The following is a 14,623-nucleotide window of genomic DNA, read 5'->3' as shown; positions in this document are numbered from 1 at the left end:
AAGGCATTATGGATAACTCAAGTAGCATTTTATTCTAACCTTAATAGTTATTATGAAGCAAGAATGTGCTCGCTATTACAATAGAGAATCAATAAAGGCCCATCCATCAGTAAATGTATAACAGCTTACTTTTACCTTCCTTAAGGCATTGCCGATAACACTAACCATAATATATACTTTTCTAATGCTCAATCATTCCAATATTTAAGAAAGGTAATATTTCTAGTGATTCATGATACCCAAACTATCAATAAAACACGCCAAGACCTCACCAACTACCAAGAAATTTGGCTGTTTGGGTATGGTTCTTTAATTTATAAAGTAGACTTTCCATACATTGCTAAAGCAGAAGCAGCTATTCAAGGATGGGAGCGTCGATTCTGGCAAGGTAGCCATGATCATAGAGGAACAATAGAAAATCCAGGTAGGGTATTAACACTTATTCCATCTCAGAATCAGAATTGTTCCGGGGTAGCTTACCAGGTCAGTCATGAAGTTTTTGAACATTTAGATCACCGCGAGAAAAATGGCTATTTACGTTATGAAATTGATATAAACCTACCAAATAATCAAATTAAAAGAGGGCTCGTGTATATCGCACCAGAAGGAAACGAAGCCTATTTAGGTCCGGCTTCAGAAAAAGATATTGCAAAACATATAATTAATAGTAAAGGCCCCAGTGGCGAGAATAAAGATTATGTATTGAATCTAGCAAATGCTTTACGAAAATTAAATATTATTGATGAACATACGTTTAAAATTGAAAAATATATTTTAAATATAATACAAAGCTAACTTCACTCATAAATTAAACTAGATTTCCTAATCTTAAAAAAGATTATTCACTAATAATACCTAACGATTTAAATGCCTTAATAATATCTGTCATTCGAACAGGTTTATGTAAATAGTAATCCATACCAGACTCAAATGCCTTTAGTTGATATTCTGCAGGTGCATGGGCAGATAAAGCAACAATATAAGCATTAGGCTGTTGTTTTTCTTTTTCATATCGCCTAATTTCTTTACATGCCTGATACCCATCCATTTCAGGCATCTGACAATCCATAAAAACAAAGTCATAATGGTTAGATGAGTCAATAAAAGTTTCAACAGCTAATTTACCATTTTCGACAATTGTTGCTTCAATATCTAGTTTTTTTAATAAGCCATTAATAACTATTTGATTTACTTTATTGTCTTCGGCGACTAATACTTTCAAAGAAGGAAAGGTATAACCTTGATTAAGAGAAGTGTTTTTTTCATTTGAATCCAATACAAATTCAGAAGAAACTGTTTTTGCTAAATTGAGTACAAAGCGACTAATAATCAATGGTTTTATCAAAACCTTATTAACTTTTAATGTTTTTATTTCAGACTGACTTATACTCTTTTTTTCAAACTGCCCTAAAAAAATAGGGGTTTGATAATTTAACTCCCCCCTTACCTTTTTTATCATCATACGAGCAAATTGATTATTGGCAGAATCTAAATAAATCATATCAGCAATTTTTAGTTGCTCTTCGAAATTGTTCCAATCTAGCTTACCTTCAAAAAAACCGGTACAAATATCTATTGCACACAACCATTTAGATAAATGTAATTTTATCAACGATGCAAACTTTTCATTTTGACTAACTATTAATAATTTTTTATCATTTAAGGTGCTAATTAGCTTTTCATTTTGCTTATCAATTTCATTAAGTACTTTGTTTGTTGCTATAGGAAGCTTAGCAGTAAACCAAAATAAAGAACCTTCACCAAGCTTACTCTTTACACCGATTTCACCGCCCATTAACTCTACGAGCTTTTTAGATATGGCAAGCCCTAGCCCACTACCACCATATTTTCTATTTGTATCAGCCTCTGCTTGAGAAAACAACTTAAAGAGTTTACCTTGTGAACTTTTAGGAATTCCAATTCCACTATCTTTTATTTCAAACTTAATAATTTCACAAGACTTTGTATATGAACTAATAGAAACCATAAGATAAATTTCTCCTTGTTCAGTAAACTTAAACGCATTTCCTAAAAGATTAATTAATATTTGTCGCAAACGAGTAGCATCACCTTTAACATAGAGTGGAACATCAGGGCTAATGACTCCAATCAAATCAACCAGTTTATTATTGACGCTAGCACGAAATGTTTGAATACAATCTTCAATGAGATCTTGAATGGAAAACTCTATTTTCTCTAACTCTATTTTTTTAGCTTCTATTTTTGAATAGTCTAATATATCATTAATGATATCGATTAATGATTCACCTGAACGTTGTATAACATCAACGTAATATTGTTGTTTTTTATTTAACTTACTATCTTTCAACAGTTCAACAATACCAATAACCCCATTCATAGGAGTTCTTATTTCATGACTCATTGTTGCTAAGAATTGGCTCTTACTTTCTGTTGCTTTTTCAGCAAGTAATTTTTGCTTCTCTATTTCTTTTGATTTTTCTTTTTCTACAGATATAAAGCGCTCATGCATACTGGCATTTTTTAATGCAATAGCGGTATAAGAAACGATTGATTGTAAAATACTTAAATGTCCGGGTCTAAAAAGTCCGGTTTCAAAACATTGTACGCTTAAAACACCAAGTATTTCATCATTGGCTATAATTGGAGAATATATCATTGAATGTGGTGTTTTAGCTCTTTTACCATCAATTAAATCAAATTCACCCTCTTCAGCAAAAGAGAAATCCGGTATATAATCCCTCACTTCTTTCTTAATATCATTAATAAATATTACCTTTTTATTTTCAACACACCAAACAGGCAATTGTGTTTTGTTTGTCATATATCTAACATAGGGTTTGTATCTAGTTTCACCAGAAATACAAAAGTCATATCTTATTTCTGCTTTACTTTTTTCATATAACCCAACCCCAAAAATATCTACCGGCATCAACTCTTTTATACTTTTATACACAGTGTATAACGTTCTTTCTTTATCAAACCCTGCAGTGATTAAGCGGCCAATATCAGCTATTGCTGTAATGTTTTTATTTTTTTGTAATACTTTTTGTTTAAGTACTCGGTTAATTCTTAATAGTTCTAGATGCATCAATACTCTAGACACAAGCTCTTTTCTTTCTATTGGTTTACATATATAGTCATTGGCGCCAGAACTAAAACATTCAACTAAATCATCAATTTGGCTTTTTGCTGTTAGAAAAATAATTGGTAGTTCATGAATAGAGTATTTTTTTCTTATACGACTACATAATTCATACCCAGACATTTTTGGCATCATCACATCTAATAAAACCAAATCTATATTTTTATCTTTATCTAGCAACGATAGAGCAGAACTCGCTGAATCAGCATCTAATAATTCAAAAGGTTGACCTGTAAGCTGGTTTCGAATCACATGCCGATTAATTGCATCATCATCAACCACTAAGATTCTTGTATTAATAGCAGCTGTTCGAGAATCAATAATGTTGTTTGAATTAACATTAACAATAGTTTCATCTAACTGTTCATTTATATCCATACCTTTATTACTTTCTATGCTTTCATATTTTAATATTTTTTCTTCATTAACAAGTTCATCTTTCTTTCTAATTGACGAAACAGTTGCTTTATCGATCAAACTGTCGGTTGTTAAATCAACTGATTTTGTTTTAACACCTAAATGATTTAATAAATCTTCATCTGCTATAGATAAGCGAATAGAAAATTCTGAGCCATAACCATGTTTAGAAACAACATCAATAGTTGTATTATGTAATTCAGCTAACTTTTGTGTTAGTGCTAGGCCTAAGCCTGTTCCTTCAAACTCTCTTTCACAGCTTCCATCACCTTGTTGAAATGAAGTAAATATATAAGGCAATTCTGATTCACATATTCCTATACCAGTATCTTTAACTGTTATTTTCACTTTTTTATTATCTTGTACTTCTGCTGATATAGTGACTTTACCTTGTTCCGTGAACTTTATAGCATTGCCTACCAAGTTATATAACATTTGTTGTAATCGATCTTCATCAGCGACAACAGGAACCAAATTAGGATCGACTAAATTAATTAATTTAATTGGCTTCGAAAATAATAATGGGTTTGCAATTCTGAGTACAACATCAACTAAACTATATAAATCGATAGGTGTTAAATGTAACTTTACTTGATGTTCTTTCATTTTAGAAAAGTCTAAAATATCATTAACTAAATGCGCGAGTCTTCGACCACTTTTCGCCATCATTTCCAAATCGAATATAACATCCGCATTAAGTTCCCCTTTGACACCATCAACTAAGGATTCAGCCAACCCTACAATTCCATTTAATGGAGTTCTTAGCTCATGTGACGTATTAGCCAAGAACTCATCTTTGAGACGATCCATCTTAACTAGTTTATTATTTATTTCACGCTCTTTCTCAACTTGAATTCTTTCTTTAATTACTTTTTTGCGTTGACTTCTAATAAACCAAATAATGGTTATCATAATAAAAAATAAATAAATTATTTGAGCCCACCATGTTTCCCAAGGAGGCGGATTGATTTTAATTCGCAAACGTGCACTTCTTTTATCCCATTCACCATATCGACCAGCCTTAATATTTAAATAGTATTCTCCTGCGGGTATATTAGTAAAGGTTGCTCTTCTTGATAAATAGTTCGTATAAAACCATGTACTATTCCAGTTTTCTAATTGATAGGCATATTGAATTTGTTTAGAATTAACAAATCTCAAACTAGAAAAATCGAATGAAAATTGATTTTCACGATAAGACAGTTCAATTTCATTTAGCATATAAATCGCTTTTTCTAATTTAAACTCATCGTTACTACTTTTCTCTTTATCTAATATATTTTTTACTTCTCGATTAAAAACTCTCATATTAGTTAACGTTACAGGAGTATCTATTTTTTTTGTTGCTAACTCATCAGGAGCAAAAACATTAAAGCCATTGATACCACCAAATAGTAGCTTTCCATCGTTGGTTTTAGCATAAGCTCCTGAATTAAATTCATTACTTTGCGTACCATCTTGTACATTATAATTAGTAAACTGATAAGTTTGAGTATCTAACTTTGATATGCCTTTATTGGTACTCATCCATAAATTACCTGCTTTGCTTTCTAATATGCCATATACAACATTATTTGCTAAACCTTGTTTTTCACTAAATTGGGTAAATGTATTACCATTTTTTTCTAGTAAATTAATACCACCACCGAGCGTTGCAAACCATAATCGTCCTTTTTGATCTTCATGAATTGCGGTTACCATTTCATTAGATAAACTAAAAGGATCATTTTTATCATAATGGAACTGTTTAAAATTACCTGAAGTCGGATCAAACCGATTGACCCCACCACCGTAAGTTCCTATCCATAAATAATTTTGACTATCTTCATAAATACTTAAAATACTATTGTGACTAAGACTATTGGGATTATTATCTTTCGAATAAAAACGAATAAAACTATCATTTTTTCTATCATATAAGTTGAGACCATCCATAGTCCCAATCCAAAGGTTATTTTTACTATCTTTAAAAAGCGTTAAAATCCAATTATGGCTAATACTTTTATTGAGTTTTTCTTGTTGAATATAACGCTTAACTTCGCCTGTTTTTGTATTTAATTTATTTAAACCATAAGAATTTGTACCAACCCATAAGGTATCGGCTGAATCTTCTAATATGCTCCACACTCTGTTGCTAGATAAGCTATTCGGATTATTTTCTTCATGTTTATAAAATCTAAAACGACCTGTCTCAGGATTATAACGGTTTAATCCACCGCCATCGGTGCCTATCCAGTATTCTCCTGAAGAACCAACTTGAAGAGCCCAGATATTATTTGCATTTAAACTCAGTTCTGTATTTCCTTGTTTCTTAAAATGTGTAAACTGTTCTGACTGTACATTAAATTTATTAAGTCCTTCTGTAAAAGCGCCTATCCAAATTACATCATCTTTAGATTGATACAAAGCAGTTATAGAGTCACCACTGAGAGAAAAACGATCAAGTGCATCTTTTTTATAAGTAGTAAATACTTGTTTATTTGTGTCTAAAATATTCAATCCACTTTCTGTACCTATCCATAATCGCCCATGATGATCTTCAATTATCGTTGTAACAGCATTGTTGCTGATACTATGATGATTATTTCTATCATGTTTAAAAATGGTAAAGTTATTAGAGTCTGCATTATAGAGGTTGAGCCCTTCGCCTTCAGTGGCAATCCAAAGTCGGCCATTTGAATCATGCATTAGATCAAGCACTTTATTGCTACTTATCGAGTCAGTCGCTTCAGCTTGATGGGTGTAATGAGTAAAAATATTCTGCTTGATTACATATTTGGATATTCCCCCGCCATAAGTTCCAATCCAAATATTTCCCTCTTTATCTTGGCTTAAAGCGTTAACAATATCGTGATTTAAACTGTTGGCATCTCCTTCAATATGTTTTAAATATCGAAATGAATTTGTTTGAGTGTTAAGAATATTTATCCCACCACCATAAGTGCCAATCCAAAGCTCATCATGAGCAACCTGTATAATAGAAGTAATTCTATTATTATTAATATTATTAGTACTGTTTGTATGATGGGTAAATTGGGTAAAAGTTTGAGAAGCAGGATCGTATCGATTTAACCCTCCGTTGCGGGTCCCCACCCATAAATAACCATCTGCATCTTCTAGTATCGTAGAAACAAAACCATCAGAAATAGTGGTTACATCATCTGGATTTGGTACAAAATTTATAAAACGATAGCCATCAAAACGGTCCAAACCACTTCGAGTACCAAACCACATAAATCCATAGCGATCTTGATATATAGCCTCGATTGTATTTTGTGACAAACCATTTTCAATGGTGTAATGCTCAAAACGCTTATTTGCTTTCAACTGTAGAGCAAAACAACTTAGTCCTAACAAGAGACAACAAAAAAAAAGAAATCTTGATTTTTTAGCTGCAAAATACATTAAGACAAAGTTACATATATAAAGGCCCGTCATTAAGTATAGGAAGATATGGGGTTTAATCAAGCAATGCTGATGCCTTAATTGAGACAGTGTGGCAATAAAAAGGGCAATATAAACGTCCTATAAGAATAACTTATACTTTTTATAGTTCATGAAGAAGTGTTAACCAATTAAATACTAAGCAGGATTTTAAAAAGTGATACATGGTTGAGTAAGCAACTAAATTACTTTAAATATACATCATAACGAAATTTCTTAGCCGTTATTTCATGGCTGGGATTTTTTTCTGCTAACACTGGTGCGCCTTTTGGTCTTTTCACCACCACTCGTTTTACATTGGCTTGCAATGCTTCCTCAAGCAATTCATTTGCATCAGGATCTTCCCCAACCAAAAGCTTGAATATCCTCATCTCCTTTTTTACCAAAGCTGATTTTTTTCTTTCTGGAAACATTGGGTCTAAATAGATCACATCGATATTTTCAGCCTGATTAGTAATATGGCTGATAGTTGTTAGACTATTATTATTGGCTAACTTAAGTCTTTCTGCTATTGAGTTAAAATTGGTATTTTGAGCAAGTCTTTGTAATGCATTATTTAATAATAAATAAACGGCTCGGTTTCTTTCATGCATAAGAACCTGACAGCCTAACATTGCCATCACTAAAGCATCTCGCCCCATTCCCGCAGTTGCATCTAAAACCTTAGGCCGATAATGAGGTTTGCAACCAATCGCTTTAGCAACAACCTCATTCGATTTACTCACCCTGCAAGCACGGAACCCAATCTCACCATCAACAAGATCAAATTTTAAATCACTCAACTTATCATCTAATAATAAACTGAGTGATAAATCATTATCTAGATATTGGAAATAAGCTTCTTCAGCTTTTAGTAATGCTAAAGAATCAACAACTTCGCAACCTAACTGATGAGCTAGTAACTGTGTATTTTTTAGTGTCAACTCATTAGCATCAGGAGAACAAACTAACTTAAAATGATTAATCATTATTGATTACAATTAAGACTGAATACCTGAGTGTCGTAGCAAAGGCTCGATTGATGGTTCTCTTCCTCTAAATGCAACAAATAAGTCCATAGGTTCAGCAGAACCACCTTTTTCTAATATGTTTTTTAGAAACTTTTCTCCCGCGGCTTTATTCATCACTCCCTCTTCTTCAAACAAAGAAAAAGCATCCGCAGAAAGCACTTCGGCCCATTTATAACTATAATAACCCGCAGAATAACCACCAGCGAAAATATGTGAAAAGCTATGCTGAAAACGATTAAATTCAGGTGGCTGCATGACTGCAACTTGCTGTCTAATATCATCGATAACTTGTTGAATTTGACCACTAGATAATGGTTCACTCAGATGAATTTTCATATCAAATAAAGAAAACTCTATTTGCCTTGCCATCATCATTGCCGATTGAAAATTTTTCGCCGCAATCAGTTTATCTAATTTGTCTTTCGGTAAAGGCTCACCCGTTTCATAATGCTGACTCAAACGATTAATAACATCTGGTTGATAGCAAAAATTTTCCATAAATTGGCTAGGTAACTCAACAGCATCCCACGGTACATTAGCAATACCCGACGCAGACAATTCATCAACTTGAGTTAGCATATGATGGATACCATGACCAAACTCATGAAATAAAGTAACCACCTCATCGTGAGTTAGCAATGCGGGTTTATTCTTGCTTGGCGCAGCAAAATTACAAGTCAAATACGCAATTGGAATTTGTGTCAAGGTGTCATCAATTTTAAAACGCCCTTGATAGTCATTCATCCAAGCTCCACCACGTTTGTGTGGCCTTGCATAAAGATCCAAATAAAATTCAGCAATAACTTGATCATTTCTTAATAATTGAAAATGCTTAACATCCTGATGCCAAACTGCCACTTGTTCTGTTTGCCGAAAAGATACATTAAAGTGATGTTCCGTGAGTTCAAATAATCCTTGAATAACTTTATCAACTAGAAAGTAAGGACGAATTTCTGATTGAGATATTTGATAGTTTTGCTGCTTTAACTTTTCACTATAATAAGCAACATCCCATGATTTTAATTCATCAAGTCCCAGCTTTTTAGTAAATGCTTTAAGCTCTTCTAGCTCTCTCACCGCTTGTGAATGAGCTGCCGAATTAAGCTGTTCTAAAAAAGCGACAACCTTTTCAGGGCTTTCAGCCATTTTTGACTCCAAACTCAGCTCAGCATAATTTTTAAAGCCTAATAATTTTGCCTTTGCCTTTTTCAAGGCTAATAACTCAACCATAACTTCACTATTGTCAAACTTACCATTATCTGGACCAGTTTCCGATGCCCGAGTAACATAAGCCGAATACACTTCTTCTCGAAGTTCACGATCATCAGCATAAGTCATAATAGCGATATAACTAGGGATCTCTAAAGTAATTAAATACCCTTTTTTACCTTGTGCTTCGGCACTTGCAGCAAGCATGGATAACTCAGTTTCGGGCAACCCCGACAAGGCTTCAGGTTTATCAAGCAACTTTTTCCAACTCATCGTTGCATCCATTAAATTTTGTTCAAATTTTGACGTAAGCTGTGCCAGGCGGTTTTGAATCTCTGCATACTCTTTTTGCGCCTCAGGCTCTAGATCAATACCTGATAACTTATATCCTAGCAGTGAGTCTTTTAATATATGAGCCTGAACATCCGTTAATTGAAGTTCGCTTCTTGAATCATAAAGCCCTTTGGTTGCCTTATATAAACCTTTATGCTGTCCAAGCTTGGTAGAATAATCGGTTAATAAACCAAGCGCTTTGTCATAAGCTTCTCTTAACTCATTGCTGTTACAAACACTATTAAGATGGGAAACTGGTGACCAAGCTTTGCTCAGCTTATTTTCAAGCTTTTCTAGTGCCAGCATAAAATTTTGCCAATTTAAATCGGGTTGTTTAACAATTTGCTCGATTTCAGTCAGATTCTCGCTAAGTATCTGACTAATCGCAGGTTCAACATAGCTAGGGACTATTTGATCAATTTTTTCAATAGGATTTTGTAATAATAAGGGGTTAGTTATAGTCATATTGGAGTAGTATTTAAAATTGAATGGTTGCAAACTAGCACCAGTTTAAATTGTTGTACGATTAAGTAAAGTATCGTTTTCAATTCAAGGCATAACAAAGTCAATATCTCAAGATATTACTTAACTTATTGTCAGGCCATATTGGGCATCAAAAGCCCAACAGGTCCAAATGAGCTTTTAGTGTTATGGATTAATAGTACTAAAAGTGGATACATTAACTGACTACCTTTTCTAAGGTACATATTTATAAGGTTTAACATGGCTAAATTTGATTATGATTATATCGCGATAGGCGGCGGCAGCGGTGGTATTGCATCAGCTAACAGAGCTGCAATGTACGGTAAAAAATGCGCTATTATTGAAGCAAAAGCATTAGGTGGAACTTGTGTTAATGTAGGGTGTGTACCCAAAAAGGTTATGTGGTTTGCTGGCCAAATTGCAGATGCGTTTAAATTGGCACCAGATTATGGCTTTGATGCAACGCTTAAAAATTTAGATTGGCAAACTTTAGTGACTAATCGCGAAGCCTATATATCTCGAATTCACCAATCTTACGATAATGTGTTAGAGAAAAATAAGGTAGATGTTATTCAAGGTTACGGTACTTTAATTGACAAAAATACCATTAAAGTTGGCGATAAATCATACACTGCTGAACACATTTTAATTGCAACTGGTGGTGAGCCAGTAATACCTAATATACCAGGTAAAGAACATATTCTAGATTCTGATGGTTTTTTCGCTCTCAATACTCAACCCAAACGAGTAGTTGTTGTTGGTGCAGGCTATATCGCAGTTGAAATAGCTGGCGTTTTTAATGCATTAGGTAGTGAAACCCATTTGGTTGTTAGAAAGGAACACCCATTACGCGAATTCGATGAGATCATTTCTTCAACTTTAACAGAGCAAATTCAAGCTGAAGGCATTCAGCTACATAATCAAACTCAAATTACTCAGATTGAAAAAAATGCAAATGGTAGCTTAAAGCTAACATCTGAGGGTCAACCGTTACCCGACGTAGATGCCGTTATTTATGCAATTGGGCGTAAGCCCCATACTTATAGCTTAGGTTTGGAAAACGCAGGCATAGAGTTAGACACTAAAGGTTATATAACAACCGATGAGTATCAAAACACCAATATTGATGGCATCTACGCTGTCGGAGACAATACAGGACGAGCTCAATTAACCCCTGTTGCAGTTGCTGCTGGCAGACGTTTATCTGAGCGCTTATTTAATAATAAACCCAATGAAAAGCTCGACTATGAGAATATACCTACGGTTGTGTTTTCACATCCTGCTATTGGAACCATTGGTTTAACAGAATCAGAAGCCCGAGAAAAATACGGTGATAAAGTAAAAATATATACTTCAAGTTTTACTGCTATGTATACAGCGATTACCAGCCATAGACAACCAACAAAAATGAAACTTGTTTGTGTCGGAGAGGAAGAAAAAGTCATGGGTATTCATATCATTGGGCTAGGCGCAGATGAAATGCTTCAAGGATTTGCTGTGGCCCTAAAAATGGGAGCAACCAAAGCTGATTTTGATAATACTGTTGCTATACACCCAACCTCCTCAGAAGAGCTGGTTACTATGTAGATCAATCTCTGGAAAATGTAAACTGTAGATTTGTAACTTCTGGAAAACCTGCTAGCCTGAAATGTAATAATTATAACTTTTCGGCGCTAGCATGGTTTTTATCGTTCATTCAAATGACTTTGAAGTTGAACTCTACAATTATTCTCGACAAAGGACTCGCAAGGTTTCTGCCAAGGGGTTTCCGACCTTTTATTCCTCAAAAGGCCAATATATCTACCCAGTTAATTTGTGGCTAAATTACTTAGTCAATGTCAGAAATGATAAAGATATAAACTCAAATGTTAGAGCTTTAAAACGCTACTGGAAATTTCTCGAAAAACATGAACTCGAATGGAATCACTTTCCAACAAGTAAGATGCTTAAACCTACCTATAGGTTTCGAAACGACGATCTACTATATTCGGCCAGACGTGGTGATATTCAATTTTCAACTGCATCGATTTATATTAATCATGTAGTTAAATTCTACGAGTGGGCTGCAAGTGAAAAGCTGATTACATTTAGTGGTGAAAATTCTCCCTTTGAGTTCGAAGCTGTCAAAGTACAGAACAAAGGTGCTTTAAGACATATAAATAGTCATTTCATAGTCAGAACAACAGATTTAAGAATAAAGAAGCCTGCTCGTAATGAAGAACAACAATTAAATCCCTTATCAGAAGATGAGCTGCTCGCTATGGGCAAAACACTAAGTGGATTCAGCGAAGAATTTATCATTCATCAATTACTCCAATTGCAATCAGGCCTTAGGGTTTCCGAAGCTAGCACATTTCCTATGAATCTTACCTTTAATCCCTCACCTAACAGAACAAGATATGAAGTAGAAATTGGACCTCATGCTGGAGTGCACACAAAATATGGAAAAATACGTAAGATAGAAATCAATTCAAACTTGATGAAACGAATGTATTTATATTCTATTAGCGAAAGAAGAAGCAAAAGAGCAAGTAAAATAGTTCAGGAAAATAAGAAGTTTGAACCTCTATTGTTAAATCAACGAGGCCTACCATTAACTTCGAATAATATTCAACAGTACTTTAGGAGATTACGGATATCAATCCGTGAAAATTATAGCCTGCCGTTTAATCATAGAACACATGATTTAAGAGCAACCTATGGAACCTATAGACTCGCCTCTTTATTGTCAGAGCTTCAGCCCGATGAAGCTATGGCTCTAATTATGGGTTGGATGGGACATAAGAACGAAAAAACAACTTGGATGTATCTAAGGTATCTGAACAAAGATAAATTACATCAGCAGGCTATTTTCATGCTTGATCAATTACTCGATGAAGCGATCAGCGAAGGTTTATGATGATTAAAGATGATGCTGTAAATCTTCGAATATCCCTTAAAGTTGGAATTGCTAAACATGTGGCTTTTGACTTTTCGCGTTTTTTATATTTAGGAGTTCCCAATAGCAGCGATATTAAAAAATCAAAATCTGCTGGGCGCGATACTTTAGTCAAGAAATGGTTTGAACGCTTTGATTCAAACCAGGAATACACAGATCAAACTAAACATGGCTATATTCATGACTTCGTGAAATATGTACGCCTTATAGATAGTGCTCAACTGTATCCAGAGTCACGGGAAGCTGTGGAGCTTTGGGAACAACACCTAGTAGAAAAGGTTCGCTTAAGCCAAATGCATGTCAATAGTGCCCGGAAGCAACTAAGCAGTACTAAGACCATTCTCAATATGATGGAATGCCCGATAGAAGAATGGTTTTCAAAATTCGGGCTGTTTCGTTCAGAAATTAATCCGACAAGCAGCTATTCAAATTCAGAAATTAAACTCCTCATAAAAATACTACACTCCTTTTTTCGTCAGGTTTCAGGACAAATCATAAGGTCTCCAGCCTTACACAAAAGCGCTACAACTACTAATAAGACAGCCACATTTAAATTTGGCGGTAAAACAGTTGCCGTGGCAGCGGCTATTACCAAGTGCTTTAGCGCAGGATATTTTCTTTTAGCTTATTATACATGGGCAAACAGTAGTACATTACTAAAGATGACAAAGCCTAGTGAAAAAGATTCAACTACGGGAAAGTGGCATAATCAGCATGTGTTAAAACCAAGGGCTAATAAATATGTAACTGTTTCACTTGGCGATAATGGCTCTTATGATGTGCCCAAGTACGCACTCAGATTTATAGAGAAGTTAACTGAATTGAGCCATATAGTTGGTAACCAAAGCAACCACCTTCTCTTTCAGTCTCGACTGAATGTTGTAGCTCCTTTAGAAGCACCACACCTTCGCGTTTTTACTAATTGGTTGCTAAACCATTTCAACTTGCTATCAGATGACGGTGCGCCTTTAAGACCACAAGCAAAAAGGTTTAGAGCTAGTGGCAGCCACAGATATATTATTGCTACAGGAAACAATCTGGAGGCTTCAATTCTTCTCGGCAATACCCCTAATGTCGTCAGTAAACATTACAGCTCAGGCAATGAAAGTGATAATAACCAACAATTGCAAGCGGCTCTATTTACTCTTGAAGGTGTAGTTAATTGCACGGATATTGAAGCCGCAAAAGAGCGCACAAAGAAGGAGATGAATGTAGAGGTACTACCTTATGAAGAATTCTTATCCAAATACTCTAATAATTTCAAAAAACCACAGAGAACAGTTCTAGGAACGGGATGCAAAGATCCTTATGGAAAAGAAGCTGATAGGTATAGAAGGAAAATAAACTTTAGCCCAAAGTCTTTGGAAGTCGATCATCTAGCATGCGCCGATATATTGAATTGCTTTTTCTGTTCTAATCAGGTTTTTATTGAGGAAATAGATGATATTTGGTGCTTGCTAAGTTTTAAGGACTCACTGGAGGAATCCAGACAAGATCATATAGATAATTCTCAATTTATAAGAAATTTCTCTGAAATTTTGGAAAGAGTTAATCAAGCAATTTTTCGCCTCAACACAAAATCTCGAAGAATAGCTCAAAAAAAACTGAGCTCCGAAGGACGCCATCCACTGTGGCCTGAAGGAATGAACTATATATTCTAGCGGA

At 34.5% G+C, this 14,623-nt stretch carries 7 protein-coding genes; 4 read left to right on the top strand and 3 right to left on the bottom strand.

Annotated elements, in window-relative coordinates; translation table 11 throughout:
* The first annotated feature begins 225 nt into the window (after positions 1-225).
* Positions 226-795, top strand: coding sequence for a gamma-glutamylcyclotransferase (locus ACT5E3_RS02320; protein WP_444996709.1), 570 nt, complete (start codon positions 226-228; stop codon positions 793-795).
* A gap of 43 nt (positions 796-838) precedes the next feature.
* Here ACT5E3_RS02320 and ACT5E3_RS02315 read toward each other — a convergent pair whose 3' ends face one another.
* From ACT5E3_RS02315 to ACT5E3_RS02305, 3 genes are all read right to left on the bottom strand, one after another.
* Entirely contained in the window at positions 839-6,868 is a 6,030-nt protein-coding gene (locus ACT5E3_RS02315; protein WP_444996708.1) for a two-component regulator propeller domain-containing protein, read from the bottom strand.
* 302 nt (positions 6,869-7,170) lie between these two features.
* On the bottom strand, positions 7,171-7,953 hold the full coding sequence (locus ACT5E3_RS02310; protein ID WP_444996707.1) for a class I SAM-dependent methyltransferase: 783 nt from the start codon (positions 7,951-7,953) through the stop codon (positions 7,171-7,173).
* A gap of 12 nt (positions 7,954-7,965) precedes the next feature.
* Positions 7,966-10,035, bottom strand: coding sequence for a M3 family metallopeptidase (locus ACT5E3_RS02305; RefSeq protein WP_444996706.1), 2,070 nt, complete (start codon positions 10,033-10,035; stop codon positions 7,966-7,968).
* A gap of 225 nt (positions 10,036-10,260) precedes the next feature.
* Here ACT5E3_RS02305 and gorA point away from each other — a divergent pair, with 225 nt between their 5' ends.
* The 3 genes from gorA (at position 10,261) to ACT5E3_RS02290 (ending at position 14,619) form a co-directional block, all read left to right on the top strand.
* Positions 10,261-11,607 (top strand): glutathione-disulfide reductase, encoded by a 1,347-nt coding sequence (gorA, locus tag ACT5E3_RS02300; RefSeq protein WP_444996705.1) that lies wholly within the window; start codon positions 10,261-10,263, stop codon positions 11,605-11,607.
* 91 nt (positions 11,608-11,698) lie between these two features.
* Entirely contained in the window at positions 11,699-12,919 is a 1,221-nt protein-coding gene (locus ACT5E3_RS02295) for a tyrosine-type recombinase/integrase (RefSeq protein WP_444996704.1), read from the top strand.
* Entirely contained in the window at positions 12,916-14,619 is a 1,704-nt protein-coding gene (locus tag ACT5E3_RS02290; protein ID WP_444996703.1) for a hypothetical protein, read from the top strand. The genes ACT5E3_RS02295 and ACT5E3_RS02290 overlap by 4 nt, the downstream gene beginning before the upstream one ends.
* Positions 14,620-14,623: the final 4 nt, after the last annotated feature.

It is taken from the genome of Aliikangiella litoralis (genome assembly GCF_052495765.1).
This window is presented reverse-complemented; position numbering and strand designations above follow the sequence as displayed.

What these genes read in the sequence shown, in the direction of transcription:
- ACT5E3_RS02310 (WP_444996707.1), bottom strand. Translation starts at nt 7,953, where the DNA reads ATGATTAATCATTTTAAGTTAGTTTGTTCTCCTGATGCTAATGAGTTG.
- gorA (WP_444996705.1), top strand. Translation starts at nt 10,261, where the DNA reads ATGGCTAAATTTGATTATGATTATATCGCGATAGGCGGCGGCAGCGGT.
- ACT5E3_RS02295 (WP_444996704.1), top strand. Translation starts at nt 11,699, where the DNA reads ATGGTTTTTATCGTTCATTCAAATGACTTTGAAGTTGAACTCTACAAT.
- ACT5E3_RS02290 (WP_444996703.1), top strand. Translation starts at nt 12,916, where the DNA reads ATGATGATTAAAGATGATGCTGTAAATCTTCGAATATCCCTTAAAGTT.